The sequence below is a fragment of the Kitasatospora sp. NPDC087314 genome (assembly GCF_044744365.1).
In the GTDB taxonomy this organism is placed as follows: Bacteria; Actinomycetota; Actinomycetes; order Streptomycetales; family Streptomycetaceae; genus Kitasatospora.
The window spans coordinates 59,130-74,258 of record NZ_JBIUYE010000015.1 but is presented as its reverse complement, the minus strand read 5'-3'; the positions used below and the strand labels follow the sequence as shown (position 1 = coordinate 74,258).

11 protein-coding genes and 1 tRNA gene are annotated in these 15,129 nt (G+C 73.5%); 7 read left to right on the top strand and 5 right to left on the bottom strand.

Annotated features, from left to right (window positions below; all coding sequences use genetic code 11):
* Positions 1–423 precede the first annotated feature (423 nt).
* On the bottom strand, positions 424–1,170 hold the full coding sequence (locus ACIO5E_RS29825; RefSeq protein ID WP_400673730.1) for a GPP34 family phosphoprotein: 747 nt from the start codon (positions 1,168–1,170) through the stop codon (positions 424–426).
* Between the two features lie 298 nt (positions 1,171–1,468).
* Here ACIO5E_RS29825 and ACIO5E_RS29820 point away from each other — a divergent pair, with 298 nt between their 5' ends.
* A complete protein-coding gene (locus ACIO5E_RS29820; protein WP_400673728.1) occupies positions 1,469–3,820 on the top strand; it encodes a hypothetical protein in 2,352 nt (783 codons plus the stop codon).
* An 89-nt stretch (positions 3,821–3,909) separates the two neighbouring features.
* Here ACIO5E_RS29820 and ACIO5E_RS29815 read toward each other — a convergent pair whose 3' ends face one another.
* Positions 3,910–5,442 carry a glycosyltransferase family 39 protein gene (locus ACIO5E_RS29815; protein WP_400673725.1) on the bottom strand — a complete coding sequence of 511 codons (1,533 nt, stop codon included), beginning with the start codon at positions 5,440–5,442 and terminating at the stop codon, positions 3,910–3,912.
* Positions 5,443–5,772: 330 nt separating this feature from the next.
* Between ACIO5E_RS29815 and ACIO5E_RS29810 the strand changes: the two genes are divergently transcribed.
* The 6 genes from ACIO5E_RS29810 to ACIO5E_RS29785 all read left to right on the top strand — a co-directional run bounded on the left by ACIO5E_RS29810 (position 5,773) and on the right by ACIO5E_RS29785 (position 12,122).
* Entirely contained in the window at positions 5,773–5,907 is a 135-nt protein-coding gene (locus tag ACIO5E_RS29810; RefSeq protein WP_400673722.1) for a hypothetical protein, read from the top strand.
* 302 nt (positions 5,908–6,209) lie between these two features.
* Positions 6,210–7,655, top strand: a complete 1,446-nt coding sequence (locus ACIO5E_RS29805) for a hypothetical protein (RefSeq protein ID WP_400673720.1) — start codon at positions 6,210–6,212, stop codon at positions 7,653–7,655.
* A 126-nt stretch (positions 7,656–7,781) separates the two neighbouring features.
* Entirely contained in the window at positions 7,782–9,071 is a 1,290-nt protein-coding gene (locus ACIO5E_RS29800; RefSeq protein ID WP_400673717.1) for a transglycosylase family protein, read from the top strand.
* A 350-nt stretch (positions 9,072–9,421) separates the two neighbouring features.
* A tRNA-Arg gene (locus ACIO5E_RS29795) sits at positions 9,422–9,494 on the top strand.
* 1,014 nt (positions 9,495–10,508) lie between these two features.
* Positions 10,509–11,078 carry a hypothetical protein gene (locus tag ACIO5E_RS29790; RefSeq protein WP_400673714.1) on the top strand — a complete coding sequence of 190 codons (570 nt, stop codon included), beginning with the start codon at positions 10,509–10,511 and terminating at the stop codon, positions 11,076–11,078.
* 516 nt (positions 11,079–11,594) lie between these two features.
* Entirely contained in the window at positions 11,595–12,122 is a 528-nt protein-coding gene (locus ACIO5E_RS29785) for a hypothetical protein (RefSeq protein WP_400673712.1), read from the top strand.
* Positions 12,123–12,162: 40 nt separating this feature from the next.
* On the opposite strand, the gene ACIO5E_RS29780 is transcribed toward ACIO5E_RS29785, so the two are convergent.
* From ACIO5E_RS29780 to ACIO5E_RS29770, 3 genes are all read right to left on the bottom strand, one after another.
* On the bottom strand, positions 12,163–13,029 hold the full coding sequence (locus ACIO5E_RS29780) for an arylamine N-acetyltransferase (protein WP_400673709.1): 867 nt from the start codon (positions 13,027–13,029) through the stop codon (positions 12,163–12,165).
* A gap of 178 nt (positions 13,030–13,207) precedes the next feature.
* Positions 13,208–14,077: a carbon-nitrogen hydrolase family protein gene (locus ACIO5E_RS29775; protein ID WP_400673706.1), complete on the bottom strand. Its 870-nt coding sequence runs from the start codon at positions 14,075–14,077 to the stop codon at positions 13,208–13,210.
* A 43-nt stretch (positions 14,078–14,120) separates the two neighbouring features.
* The gene (locus ACIO5E_RS29770) at positions 14,121–14,933 is read right to left on the bottom strand and encodes a phosphatase PAP2 family protein (RefSeq protein ID WP_400673703.1); all 813 of its coding nucleotides are present in this window, start codon (positions 14,931–14,933) and stop codon (positions 14,121–14,123) included.
* Positions 14,934–15,129: the final 196 nt, after the last annotated feature.

Sequence of the window (15,129 nt, the reverse complement as noted above, 5' to 3'; positions counted from 1 at the left end):
AGACGCCGAAGGTCCCCAGGTGGTAATGCGGCTCAGCGGCTCGTACCGGTACGTGCTGTGAGTGTGCTCCCCGGCGGTGCAGGTGCCGGTGGCACATGCGAGGACAGGGTCCGCCGGGCTCCCCGGGAGGGCCTCGGCGGGTCCTCGGGGACGGCAGAGGGGCGGTCGCCGGGCGACTTCCGTCGCGGGGCGACCGCCCCTCCGTGCTTCTGGTGGTGCGGGTGGTGCATGTCGTGCCGGGTGGTGCGTTGGTGGTGCGTCGGGTCGCTCAGCGCCGTCGGGCGGCGTGAGCGAGGTGGCGCGCGCCGTCGGGCGTGTCGCCAGGCGTGCCGTGCAGGCCGTGCGCGTCGTGCCGGCCGTGCGTGCCGTACGGCGGTCGGTACGGGGTTCGGGACGGCGTTCCGTGCGCCGGGGCGGCCCCGGTCAGCGGACGCCGACCCGTGAGGCGGTGACCCGCCCGGAACCCCGGCCCGCCGCACGGGCGCCGGAGCGGCCGGCGCCGGCGGTGCCGGTCGCGGACCCCTGGGGCGAACGGTTCTGCTGCGCCGGCAGGCCGTTCTGCACGTCCATCACGGCGTGCGCGACCATCCCGCCCAGCGGGTCGTACCGGATCAGGTCGCGCAACCGCGACCGTGAGGACCGGCCCTCGTTGCCCGGGTACAGGTGCTTGCCCAGGCCCACCGAGTGGGCCAGGGCCGCCAGTGCCGCCGTCCGCGGGTCCGGCGGCACGCCGGTGCGGATGGCGGTGTCCAGCCGCTGTTTGATCGCGGCGTTGGTGCAGTCGTCCGACGCCTGGTAGCGGGTCGTCGGCAGCACCCCGCACACCTGGCCCGGCACGGCCGTGACCATGCCGCAGCGCTCCAGGTGCGCCAGGTAGGTCTGCCGCAGCCCCAGGCGGGGCCCGCCGATCCAGTGCGCCGCGCGGACCGGACTGCCGCGTCGGCGCAGCAGTTCCAGTGCGTGGTCCAGAGTCGGGTCGCCGGTCGGCCGTGCGAGCACGACAGCGATCCGGTCTCCCTCCGGTACGATCCGTCCGGCCAGGGACAGCTCGACGAGCTGCGCCCCGGCGAGTCCGAGGTCGAGGGTCTGCGGCTGCGCCGTGGTACCCGTGGTCGGGTCCAAAGCGAGCAGCAAGAGTTCCTCGGGAACAGTTCTGCGGCTCTTGCCCATCCAAGCCTCCCCGCGTGGATGAGAGACAGGGTGACGCCTCTCACACGGGCTTGTCGAGTACGCCTCCGAATCGTGACCTTGCGGTGAAGGCGGGGAACCAGGGGCGGTGGGCCGGGCGTCTGACCGGTGAACGGGCCGCAGCGCGGCCGTACGACGGCAATAAGCGCCGGTCGGGCGGGGTGTGCGCGGCCGGATCGGCCGTCGGTGGCGGAGACTGTACAGGTACACGGGGCGGGGCGTCGGCTTCCCGAAATCGGGTCTGCCGGTGCCCCGCCGGGCGTTGAGGAGGCTGGGATACGTGGGCGAGTCCCCCGACAGGGTGCTGAGGGACGGCGAGCGGGCGCAGGAGCGCGAACGCGAACGGACCGGGACGGCCGCCGGTGCCGGTGCGGACCCCGACGGCACCGCGGGCCCGGAGGCCGACGCCGCCCCCGGCGACGCGCCGGAGAAGGGGGCCAGGCGCGGCTCGACCGTACAGCTCCGTGTCCGGGATGTGGACAGCAAGACCACGATGCTGCGGCTGCCGGTGGACAGTGCGACCACCGCGCTGCGGCTGCCCGAGGAGCTGACGAAGCCCGCCGCTGCCGGGAATTCCGAGGGTGAAGGGGAGGTCGCGGAGACCGCGGAGGCTTCCGCCGCCGCGGACGCGGTGCCCGAGCGGCCCGTCGGCGCCGACCCGCGTCTCGCCATGCGGACGGCCGCGGAGGGCGCGGCAGCCGCGGGGAAGGGTGCGGCGGGGAGCACGGCGGCGGCCGGTGGGAAGACCGCGGCCGAGGGCGACACGCCGGGGGCGTCCGCGCCCGCCGAGGGCGACGCACACGAGGCGGGTGTGCCCGAGTCCGACGAGCCCGAGTCCGACGAGCCCGGGGCGGATGTGCCGGAGGCTGACGCGCTCGGGACTGACGCACCGAAGACTGACGCGCCGAAGGAGGCCGCGACCGAGTCCGCCGCCCCCGTCGCCCCCGCCGGGTCCGCCGGGCCGGCTGAGGCGGATTCGCCCGCCGAGGACCCCGCGCCGGTGAAGCCGGTGAAGTCGGTCGGGTCCGAGAAGCTGGAGAAGCTCAGGCCGCTGCGCGCCCCCGCCGCTCCCGCGGCCGGTACCGTTCCCGAGCCCCCGGCGCCGAGCCCGGTGCCCGAGCCGTCCCCCGTCCCGGATCCGGTGCCCGAGCCGCACCCGGCGCCCAAGCCCGTCCCCGAACCCGAGCCGCAGCCGGGCCCGGAGCCGCTGCCGAAGCCGGCCCCCGTGCCCGAGCCCGGCCCCGCCCCGGCCCCCGAGCCGCTGCCCACCCCCGACCCGCGGCCGGTGCCGCCCGTCCCGCCGCTGCCGAAGCCCGAGCCGCTGCCCGCCCCGGAGCCGCTGACCTCGCCGGAGAACACCTCCGAGGCGATGGAGGTCCTGGCGACCCTCAACGCCCGCCCGGTCTCGCCGCTGCGCCGCGCGCTCAAGCGGGTCACCATCTGGACGGTCTTCCTGGCCGTGGTGCTCGGCGCGGCGGTGGTGGCCCAGCTGCTGCGCCCGCTGCCGGACGCCAAGGTGCGGCTGACCGCCGCGAGCGGCTTCAGCTTCGGCGGTGACCAGCTCGACCTCGCCTGGCCGGCCAAGGGCCAGTCCGCCGCCGAGGTGGTCGGCGTGGGCAGCCTGGGCAGCTCCGGCCCGGAGACGCCGGCCTCGATCGCCAGCGTCACCAAGGTGATGAACGCCTACCTGATCCTGCAGAAGTTCCCGCTGAAGAAGGGGGAGAGCGGCCCGAAGATCACCGTCGACAAGCAGGCCGCGCAGGAGTCCGGCAACGTCGACGAGTCGAAGGTGCCGCTCACCGAGGGCCAGGTGCTCACCGAGTACCAGGCGCTGGAGATGCTGATGCTGCCGTCGGCCAACAACGTGGCCCGGCTGCTCGCCCGCTTCCACTCCGGCTCCGAGGAGGCGTTCGTCAAGCTGATGAACGAGACCGCGACCAAGTTCGGGATGGGCAACACCACGTACGCGGACCCGGCCGGCTTCAACGCGGACACCAAGAGCACCGCCAAGGACCAGCTGAAGCTGGCCGAGCAGGTCATGCAGGACGAGATCTTCCGCCAGATCGTCTCCACCCCGGACACCACCCTCGGCACCCAGAAGGTCTTCAACACCAACACCCTGATCAACCCGAAGGCCGGGATCATCGGGGTCAAGACCGGCTCCAGCACTCCGGCCGGCGGCTGCCTGATGTGGGCCGCCTACAAGGAGATCGGCGGTGTGAAGCGGCTGATCCTGGGTGTCACCCTGGGGCAGCAGGCCACCTCCTCGGCCCCCGCCGACGGCATCCTCCCGACGGTGCTGAAGGTCAGCGGCAAGCAGATCCAGGCCGCGCAGAACGGCCTGACCGGCCAGACCCTCGCCAAGCAGGGCGACGTCGTCGGCTCCGTCGAGGACGGTCTCGGCGGCAAGGTCCCGGTCGTCGCGACCAAGGACCTCGTGGTGGCCGGCTTCCCCGGCGTCACCGGCACGCTCAGCCTGGACGCGGCGAAGCTCGGCCACACCGCGAAGGCCGGCCAGGAGGTCGGCACGCTGTGGGTGGGCGAGGGCGAGGACCGGACGGCGGTCCCGGTGGCCCTCCAGTCCGACCTGAACCCGCCGTCCATCCAGTCCCGGCTGACCCGCACGCTCTGAACCCGCGACGACGGAGGGGGAGCCGGTTCGCCCGGCTCCCCCTCCGTCGTTCTCCGGGCCCGTCCGTCGCCGTTCTCCGGGCCCCCGCGTCAGTTGTCGCGGTCGAGCAGCGCGACCGTGAGCCCGCCGAGCGGCGTCACCTGGTCGGGCGTCCCGTACCGCGTGCGGAGCGCCTGCGCCTGCTCCTCCGGCACGGCGGTCAGCGGGTCCTCGATGTCCCCGAGGACCAGCAGCCAGATCCGTTCCCCCTGCCCCAGACAGGACTCCGGCTGAGGGCACGGCGCCGGTGACAGGTCCTCCGCGTCATCGGCACTCCGCGCGACGAAGACCGGGTACGGGCGGACGTCCGCCGGCAGGTAGTAGCTGACGCCCGGCCACACCATCGCCCAGGCCTGGTTGCCCAGCGGGGCCGCCATCCCGTCCCCGGACCGGTAGCCGGCCGCGATCACCCCGGCCGCCGCCCGGAACGGCTCCTCCGAGCCGTTGTGCGAGCCCACGTAGCGCACCGCGGGCTGCTCCGGCAGCGCCGCCACGGCCGGGACGGCGAGCAGCCCCAGCGCCAGCAGTCCCGCTGCCGCCCGGGCCCGTCCCGAGGCCCGGAAACGTTTCGCCCAGGCCGCCGCCACGCCGTACACCGCGCCGACCCCGCCCCCGGCCAGCACCGCCCACGCGGGCACCGTGAACAGCAGGTACCGCTCTATGAAGTACGAGGTGCCGCCCTGCGACACCACCCACACGCCCACCACCGGCAGCTCCGCGAGCAGCAGCGCCTGCCAGGCCTGCACCCGCCGACCCGGCAGCAGCAGCGCCGGCAGCGCCAGCAGGGCGAAGGCGTGGAAGGCCTGATCCGAGCCGAACAGGTGCTCGCCGAAGTGCCTCAGGTCCCAGAGGGACGGCGTATCGATCCAGCCCAGCTGTCGGTCCGACTGCCGGCTGCCCAGCAGCACCACCGGCAGCACCGGCAGTGCCGCCACCCCCACCGCCACCGGGTACTGCCACAGCAGCCGCCGCTCCACCGCCCCGCGCGTGCGCCACAGGTGCAGCAGCACCAGCGGGACCTGCCCGGCCACCGTGCTGAACGAGATCAGGTGCCCGGCGCCGGCCACCGCCATCGCCGCGCAGTACGGCGCCCACCGCCGCCACGTCGGCCGCTCCAGCGCCCGCAGCAGGAACCAGGTGGCCGCCGCGATCGCGCAGGTCACCAGCGCGTACGCGCGCGCCTCCTGCGCGTACCGGGACACCTCCGGCGGCACCGCGAACAGCAGCCCCGCGCCGACCGCCGCCACCCGGTTGCCGAACAGCCGCTCGGCGGTCAGCGCCACGAACGCGGCCGCCCCCGCCATCGCCAGCACGGACGGTATTCGCAGCGCCACCACGGAGTCGCCGAACACCGCGGTCCAGCCGTGCATCAGCAGGTAGTACGCGCCGTTGCTGGCGTCTATGTGCTGCAGCAGGCTCAGCAGGTCGCCCAGCGACCGGGTGGCCGCCGTCCAGGTCGCCATCTCGTCCCGCCACAGCTCCGGCGTCCCCAGCCGGTACCCGCCCACCGCCAGCATCACCACCGCGGGCCACACCCACACCTGCCCCAGCAGTCGCACCACCGGGTGCCCAGCAGGTCTCATCGGGTCCTTCGTCTCCTTCGCACGGCGGGACAGGGCGGGTCGAACACTTCCCGGCAGGCTACTGGACCTCCCCTGACCCCCCGTCGGCACCCGCACCCCGGACCGCCACCCTCGCCCCCTCCGAGCGTCCGCCGGGGTCCCGGGTGCTCCTGGCCGGAACGGTCCAGGACCTCTTTCGGCCAGCTGAGGACCCTTCCGCTGCCGCTGAGCTGCGACGAAGCTGGTGATCGCCGCCAGGGAGCACCGCTCCGGGAGGCACCGGAGAGCGCGTCACCGCGGGACGCGACAGCCGGATCCCACCGCCACGTCGCAGCAGTAGAGGACGCCGCCATGCTCCGCACCGTCACCGCCAGGGCCATCGCGGTCGCCGCCCTCGCCGTCGCCGGCCAGGCCACGGCCGCCGCGCAGGCCGCCCCCGCCCGGTCGGCCGCCGCCGCGGCCGCTCGCGACATGATCCGGGGCTGACGGCCCCACCGCCTTCGCCCCGGTCGTACCGGGCCCCCGCCGACCGGCTGCTCCTGCAGGGCAGCCGTCCCGCCGGGTCCACTCCCGCGGGCAGGCCGATCCGAGCGCCGCGCCCCGGCACCGCCGACGGACGCGCGCTGCGGCTCGCAACGACGCGTCGAAGCGTCACCGAGCCGGCCGTTCCCGCAGGGCGGCCGACCGGAAGTCCGTGCCTCGCGCACGTCGCCCAGCACCGTCGGGCCCCGAGTTCCTCGCAGCCGGGCCCAGCCGCCAACCCCGTCCACCCGTTCCGGAGGTCCGCCATGTCCGTCAACCGTTCGAAGCTCACCAACGTCGCCCTGGCCGGGGCCCTCGCCCTCGGCGCGGTCGTCTCCACCGTCTCGCTGACCGCACCGGCGCAGGCCGTCGGAACCTCCTCGGTCAACGGCCAGATCAGCCGCGACGAGATCATCGCCCGGGCCCAGAACTGGGTCGACCAGGCGGTGCCGTACAGCCAGCAGCTGTGGCACAGCGACAGCAACGGCTCCTACCGGCAGGACTGCTCGGGTCTGGTCTCGATGGCCTGGCACCTCGGCTCCAGCCGGGTCACCTCCACCCTTGACGACGTGTCCACCCAGCTCGGCAGCCTCGACGACCTCCAGCCGGGCGACATGATCGACAACATCACCACGCACGTCGTGCTGTTCGCCGGCTGGACCGACGGCAGCCACAACACCGCCGTGGTCTACGAGGAGCCGCGGCCCGGCCTGACCGCCCGCAAGATCAACTACTCGCGCAGCTCCCTGATCAGCGGCGGCTTCAAGCCCTTCCGCTACGACAAGACCATCGACAGCGCCCCGCTGCCGCCGAAGCAGGCGGCCGTGGGCTGGGGCGCCCAGGTCGCGGTGAACGGCGGCGGCAACGTCTTCCACACCACCCGGTCCTCCAACGGGACCTGGACCGCCTTCGGGAACGTGGAGAGCGTCGCGGGCGACATCGGCGGCGTCCAGTCCATCGCGGACGCCGGTATCAACGGCGACACCCACCTGCTCGCCGTCGGTGGCGACGGGAACATCTACCACACCATCCGTCACGCCGGCGGCAGCTGGGACCGCTTCAGCGACATCGGCCCGCAGACCAACCGGCTGGGCAACGTCACCAAGGTCTCCGCGGTCTCGATCGGTGGCGACCTGCACGTCGTCGCCGTCGCCGACGGCAAGCTCTTCCACACCGCCCGGCTCGCGAACGGCACCTGGCTGCGGTTCGGCGAGATCACCCCGGCGGGCGGCGCCGTGACCAGCGCCTCGGCCGCGAGCGTCAACGGTGAACTCCAGGTCGTGGCGGTCTCGGGCGGCACGGTCTACCACACCATCCGCGCCGCCAGCGGTTCCTGGTCGGGCTGGGGCAACGTGTACGACGCCGCCGGGAACGTCGGTCCCGCTCAGGACGTGGCGGTCGCCGGCACCGGTGCCGACGCGCAGATCGTCGTGGTGAACGACAACGGCCAGCAGTTCCACGGCGCCCGCTACGGCAACGGCTCGTGGCAGTCGTTCAACGAGCTCGCCCCCGTGATCGGCTCGTTCACCGCCAACCGGGTCAGCGCCGCCAACGTCGACGGCGAGTTCCAGGCCGTCTTCATCACCAACGACGACCGGATCATGCACACCATCCGCGACGGCTCCGGCAGCTGGGACCCGGCGGCCCCGATCCAGCTGAACGGCGTGAGCGGCAACCACTACGCCGTCTCCATCGGCGGCACCTACAACTGACCGCCCCGGCCCGCCGGCCCGCCGCCCTGCCGCGGTGGGCCGGCCCTGTGCCGCCGCTCCCCCCTCCTGCCTCCCACCTCCGGCTCCGCCCGGCGTGAGCCGTACCCCGTCCGAGAAGAGGTCTCGATGTCCCGCGCCTCCCGTCGACCCCGCGCAGCCGCCCTCACGATCACCGCCCTGGCCGCCCTGAGCCTGTCCACGGTGGCCGCCGGGTCCGCCCAGGCGGCCTCGGTGGCCACCTGGGACCGGGTGGCGCAGTGCGAGAGCAGCGGCAACTGGAGCTACTACAACGCCGGCCGGCCGTACTACGGAGGCCTGCAGATCATGAAGAACACCTGGGAGGCGTACGGCGGTACCCAGTACGCACCGCTGCCCCACCAGGCCACCAAGCAGCAGCAGATCCTGACGGCGGAGCGGATCCTGGCCGGCCAGGGCGCCGGCGCCTGGCCGTCGTGCAACGCCGGCCTGAGCACCGACCACGCCGACCCGTACCCGTCGCCGACCGCGCCGGTGAGCAAGGCCGGCGACCTCTTCCACGCGACGCGCCTGGTGGACGGGAACTGGACGTCCTTCAGCCCGCTGAACGGCTACGCCGGCTCGGCCTTCTTCAACGGCTCGCAGGATGCGATCACGGCGACGCCGGACGGGTCGACCCAGACGCTGGCCACCGGCGCCGACGGCAACCTCTACCACACGGCGCGCTACCCGAACGGGACCTGGACGGGCTGGGCTCCGCTGGACGGCTACGCCGGCTCGGCGCGGTTCGCGGCCCAGGCCGAGGCGATCGCAGGCATGCCGAACGGCGACGCCCAGCTCATGGCGATCGGCAAGGACGGGAAGATCTACCACAACGCCCGCTACGCCGCGGGCACCTGGCAGGGCTGGGTGCCGGTCGGCGACTGGGGCGCGCAGAAGATCGCGGCCGCAGGGCTGCCGGACGGCAGCCTGCAGGTGCTGATCACCGGCTACGACGGCAACGTCTACCACAACGTCCGTTCCGCGAGTGGCGCCTGGCAGGGGTGGAACGCCGTGGCGGGCTTCGGTGCGCCGACCTTCCAGGCGAAGGACGTCGCGATCGCCGGCATGCCGAACGGCGACACGCAACTGCTGGCGACCGGCAGTGACGGGAAGCTCTACCACAGCGCCCGGTTCGCGAGCGGCTCCTGGCAGGACTGGAACGTGGTGGACGGCTACGGCGGCGCGGCGGGCTTCCAGACCGGGAGCTTCGCGATCACCGGCATGCCGAACGGTGACGCGCAGCTCATAGCGGTGGGCAACGATGGCATGGTGTACCACAACGCCCGTTATGCCTCCGGAAGTTGGCAGGGATGGTGGAACACCTCCTTCGGCGGGCAGAAGGTCGCCATCGCCGGCATGAAGGACGGCGGCGCCCAGATGGTCGTCTCCCGCAGCTGACCGCGGCCTCCGTCGGCCGCACTCGCGGTGAACGGCGAGTGCGGCGCGACCGCTGCCCGCACGGACCGATCCCGAGCCGCCCGGCGTCTCGGGGTCGGGCCGCCCGCCCATGGACGAGCTCGCCGCGTTACCGCCCACCGGCTGACCGGCCCGGATCGGCCGGCCTCGCAACCTCAGCGCCCGCCAGATCCCCGATCCGGTACTCTGTGGATCGAGCGTCCAGGCGGGCGTCTCGGTACGCCCAACGGGCGAACGCAGACCTCCCCGCCGTCCCGATGCTCGCCGCCTTGTCGGCAGCCTTGCGCCCGGCTCGCTCACGCGGGTTCCGTGCGGGGTTTCGGACAAGCCCCGCCTCAGTAGCTCAGGGGATAGAGCACGGCTCTCCTAAAGCCGGTGTCGCAGGTTCGAATCCTGCCTGGGGCACAGAGAACCCGCAGGTCAGGGGCCCCTCGCCGGAGTCGGCGAGGGGCCCCTGCGGCTTCCGGCACGGATTCGGCGGGGGTCGGGCCGCCGTGGGCAGGTCGGCGTGCTCCGGTGCGGCCGGCCGGGCAGGGGCAGCCGCCCGTGCACGAGCCGACGACCCGCCGCCGGGCGGATCACCTGCCCGTCCCCGGTGGCCGGTGGCACCCTCGTCGGCGCCGACGGCATCGGCCGGGTCTCTGCGGCGGCGGCCGAGGCGACGAGCCCGGCGTCGGATGTTCACTGACCGGCACCGCGCAGCGACCGCCACTGCCTCGCGGCAGGGCGCGAGGCGCCTGGGGTCGGTCTCCCGGCTGGGTGTCATCGGCCCCGGGTATCCCAACCGCCGTGCCTCGATGCGGTGTTCACGCCGAAGACGGCCTGCGGGGTCGAGCGGCGCAGGCCGGGGCCGACGGTCGGTGATCCCCGTAGTGGATCAGGCCGGCCCGGCACGGTGCGCCCGGCCGCGTGCCTCGTCCGGCGAGGTTCCGGCGGCGCGGCGGGCTTCGTCACCCCGGCCGACAAGGCCGGCCCGATGGCGGGCGCGCTCCCGTCGGCCTCGCCGGTCGTAGGTCGCGCCCACCGGTCCCCGCCCTCCTCGACCCCGCCGGGCCGGGCCGAGCCGGGCGGGCGACACGGCGCTCGAAGGCCGCTTCCGTGGCTGCCGGCGCGGCGGCGGCCTGGTCGTGGACGGGGTCGACCCGTCTCGTCGCGTCGGCGGCGCCGGGCGTCCTGCCGCCAAAGGGATGGGCCCGCGTCAGATAATCACACTAATGGCCCCAGTGTTCGTCAACTAGCCTTTTTTTCACGTGACTTGATGGAGCTGAGGCCCGGTCCGGGGGGCGATGTGACGGGTCGATGCACCCCGTTTGGCCCTCTTTCGATATGCCCGAAATGACACCGATTGGGGCGGTAAGTACGTTCAATCTCGGGTCGGCTGCTCAGTCGACACATCACCTGAAATGTAGGAGAAGTTCCATGAAGATCAACCGCGTTGCCGCCACCGCCGCCGCCGTCGGAGTCGCGGCCCTGGCCGTGACCGGCGTGACGTACGCGTCGGCTGCCTCCGAGCCGATGGCCCCGCAGGCTTCCGTGCGGCAGGTGGCTGCCGCTCCCCAGGTGGCTGCCGCTCCCGCCCAGCTCCCCGCCGGTGGTGGGCAGCAGGTCGCTGCTCCGGCCGAGCTGCCCGCCGACGGCGGCGCCGCCGGCGGGAAGGGCAACGAGGGGCGCAACGAGGGACGCAACGAGGGGCACGGCGAGAAGCGCCACGAGGAGGGCCGCATCCACATCAACGAGCGGACCTACTCCGCGCACTCGGGCGGCTGCATCACCGTGGTCAGCGGCCTGGGTGCCAAGACCCTGAACATCCGCAACGACAGCCACAAGACCGTCGAGGTGTTCCGCGGTGCGGTCTGCGACAACGGCGCCCCCATCGCCACCGTCGGGCCGCGCAGCACCAGCGACGGCGTGAAGGTCCACCACACCAAGGGCATCCGGGTCAAGGACGGTGTCGTGGGCAGCTTCCGCGTGGTCGAGCACTACCGCTGAGTCGACTGGCCAGCTGCGTCGACTGAATGACGTGGAGCCCCGAGGGGTCAGCTCGGGGCTCCAGTCCGGCCCCCGCCACCGGGCGGGGCGCCCTCCCGACCAGTATCCGATAGATCCAACACGATGCGCAGACGCTGCCAGGGCTCCGGTCACCGGGCCCTGGTAGGTCTTTTCCCGGCCGGCCCGCAGCTCGCGCTCCCCGGAGCGGCTGCGGGCCCGATGCGTGCGATCCGCCGCAGGGCCGGTGCGGGAGCGGTCCGCCGGGGGCCGAAGGAGTGAGGATATGTCAGATGATCACCCTTAAGGGCTAGTCGGACCGTCAACCTGCCCACGGTTCACCTATCGTGGTCATTCGCCACCCCTCCGAGTCCGACGGCACGCGGGTGTGGCGGGTACCCCGTTCGGCTCTTTGAAGCCAATCATTCGATATGTCTGCCATGGAAGTCGCGGGGGCGGTCAGTACGTTCAGTCGTGCGCCGGCTGCCCGGTCGGCCTCTCCGAGACGGGAGAAGTTGCATGACGATGACCTGCTCCGCGGCGGTCACCGCGGCCATCGCGGCGGCCGCGGCCCTGGCCGCGACCGGCATCACCTACGCCTCGGCGGCGGCCTCCCGGCCGATGGCTCAACCGGCTTCGGCACAGCAGCCGGACGCTTTGGTCGAGGCGCTCTCCGACGGCATCCTCGGATGGGATGACAAGGGCGACGGGTACGAGAGCAGGGGTGACGGGGGCCGAAGGTTCCCCGAGCAGGGCAGGGTCCGCATCAACGAGAGGTCGTACTCCGCCTACCCGGGCGACTGCATCACCGTGATCAGCGGCCTGGGCGCCAAGAGCCTGAACATCCGCAACGACAGCCGCCGCACCGTCGAGCTCTACCCCGGTGCGGTCTGTGACAGCGGCGCCCCCATCGCCACCGTCGGGCCGGGCGGGTCCAGCGACGGCGTGATCCCGCCGCCCATCGAGGGCATCTCGGTGCTCCACGGCGTGGTGGGCAGCTTCCGGGTGGTCGGCCCCCTCAAGGGTCTTGCGCGGCCGCCGAGATAGCCGGACCGCCGACGCTCCGACGCAGTCGGACGCCCGGCCATCACGTCGAGCCTGCACGCCCGCTCGCCGGATCGTGCAACACCCCTGAGTGCGGAAGCCCCATCTCCGCCACGAGGATCTGCTGGATCTCGTCGTCGGCGAGGGTGCGCGTGACGGTGGTGCCGTCCGCGCGGGTCACGGTCAGCTCCTCGCCGCTGAGCGACCGGTGCGCGTCGGGGCTGGTGCGCTGGACCTGGATGCGGCTGCGGAAGGGGGAGTTGGGGGAGGTGGCGATGTACCAGTTCGCCACGGTGATGTCGGAGTGCTCGGCCGGTTCGGTGGTGAAGGCGTACTGGGAGGCCCAGCCGTCGGGGCCGTGCGCTTGCAGGGTCCAGGTCTCCAGTCGCCCGGCCCGGTCGTCGCCGGTGCGCAGCAGGCGGTGGCCGCGGTTGTCGGCCCAGTGCTCCGCGTCGGGGGTGAGCGGGATGGGCCGGGTGAGCGCGCCGATCGCGCCGAAGCCGACGTCGGCGAGGTAGGGGGCGGGACGGCCGGGCACGTCCACCAGGAGGGCCATGTGCGTGCGGGGGCGGGTCGCGGGATCGCCGGTGCCCAGGACGACCCGGCCGGTCAGGTAGCGCAGCGTCAGGCCGGTCGCCCGCAGGGCGGCGGCCAGCAGGAGGTTCTGCTCGTAGCAGTAGCCGCCCCGGCGGTCCTCGACGAGCTTCTTCTGGAGGTCGTCGAGGGCCAGGGACGGCACGATGCCGCGCACCGGGTCGAGGTTCTCGAACGGGATCGACATGACATGGGCCCGGTGCACGCTGCACAGCGTCTCGAGGTCGGCACCGACCGGTCCCGGATGCCCGATGCGCGCGAGATACGCGTCGAGGCGGAATCCGGGGGCGTCGGTCTGCTGTGTGTGGGCCTTCATCCGTCCACTCTTCTCCGGTGTCAAGCGGCTCGGCCGCTGCCTGGTCGGTCCGGTGCGTCGCGGGCCGTGTGCCACCGCTGGTAGGCGGCCGAGATCCGGCCCACCGGCCCCGGCCGTGGGGACGCCGCCTGCGCGGGCGGGTCCGTGGACGGGGCGGCCGGGCCGGAGGTCGAATGGTTCAGCCCAGGGTGAAGCGCGTGCGCGGGGCGACCGGGCGGGCGCCGGCCTCGGCCAGGTCGGCGAGCAGGGTCTCGGTCTCCCGGGCGGTGCGCAGCACGGCCGGGTCGAGGTCGACGACGACGAGTTCGCGCCGGTCCTCGCCCGCCTCGGCGAGCAGGCGTCCGTCCGGGGCCCACACCGCGCTGCCGCCACAGGTGTGCCAACCGCCGGTGTGGCCGATGTGGTTGGCGAGCACCGTGTAGAGGGTGTTGTCGAGCGCGCGGGCCGGGAACCAGGTGCGGGACTCGTGGTGGCCGTGGCCCGTGCTGAACAGCGCGCCGACCAGGTAGGCGTGGCAGCCGTCGAGTGCGGCGGCGCGGGCGTGCTCGGGGAAACCCGAGTCGTAGCAGATACCGAGGCCGAGCCGCCAGCCGTCCAGCTCCAGGGTGCAACCGGCCGTCCCGGGGCGGTAGTAGGCGCGTTCGGTCTTGAACAGGTACTGCTTGTCGTAGCGGGTGACGAGGCCGCCGTCCGGGCCGAGGACGAGGGCGGAGACGCGCAGGTCGTCGCCGTCCTGGACGGCGGCGCCGACGATCGCGGCGGTGCCGGTCTCGCGGCAGGCCTCGGCGATCGGTGCCAGGCGCGGATCGCCGGGCTGGACGGCGCACTTGAGCGGGTCGGTGCGGATCAGCTCGGGCTCGTAGCCGGAGAGGAACTTCTCGGCGAACAGCACCAGGCGGGCGTCGGCCTCGGCGGCCTCACGGATCAACTCTGCGGCCTGGGCGGCGTTGGCGGCCACGTCGCCGGCCACGGCCTGGGCCTGGACGGTGGCGATCCGCAGCGGGCGCTCGGGGTAACGGGCAGCGGCGGGAACCGTGGTGAGAGGCATGGCCGTCACGCTATCGGACGGCTCCCGGCGGCCGCGGAGGACCTCAGTGGACGGCCTCGTCCGGGTGGTCGGTGGCGGTGTCGCCCAGCGGATCGGTGCCGCGCGACGACCGGACGGACGGCACGGTGATCCGCTGAACCCTGGGCCTGGTGCGCCAGTTGACCCGCCGTACGTCACGGGCCAGCGCGCCCGGCCGCCAGAGTTCGACGACGGCGGTGACGGCGCCCAGCACCATCCCGGCGGCCAGCCAGCCGGCGAGCACGTCGCTCGGCCAGTGGACCCCGAGGGCGATCCGGGTCCAACCGATGGTCAGCACCGTCGCCGTGGCCACCGCGCAGGCGGCGATCCGGCCGCGTCGGTGGACCCGGTACCAGACCAGGCCGACCAGCACCGCGCAGGTGATCGCCGAGGCCATGGCGTGCCCGGAGGGGAAGGCCGGGCCGCCGGCGTGCGAGACCGGGTCGGTGAAGGAGGGGCGCTGGCGGCCGATGGCCAGCTTCAGCGCCCACAGAGCGCCCCAGCCGACCAGGGTCTGGGCGGCCACCCAGCCGGCCAGCACCCGGGCGCCGATCAGCCAGAGCCAGACGGCCGCGATGCCGAGCAGTGTACGCATCGTGACCGTGCCGCCGATGTCGGAGAGCGTCTGCACCGAGGCGGTCCAGATCCGGTGCTGCCGGGCGAAGGTGTGCAGTTCGCCGATCCAGCTCTGGTCGAGCTGTTCCAGCGGGCGCCAGTGCCGGGTCACCAGTGCGGCCAGGAGGCCGAACAGCGCGGCACAGACCACCGCGAGCGCCGAATCCCGCAGAAGGCGGCGGTGACGCGCAGTGATGGAGGGCGAGCTGTTGGTCAGGTGCATGGCTGACACCTTCCCAGTGTCCCGGGTCGATCGGGAGCTGGAGTGATAGCGATTCGGCATCGTTTGTGGGGAGAACCTGCGTGCGCCGGGGCACGGGCGCGGGCGGGCGCCGGGGGCGCGCGGGAACGCGCGCGTTCGTTCGCGGGTTCATCCAGTACGACGGCGGACGCGTGTGCGGCAAGTGAAGGAAGCGCTC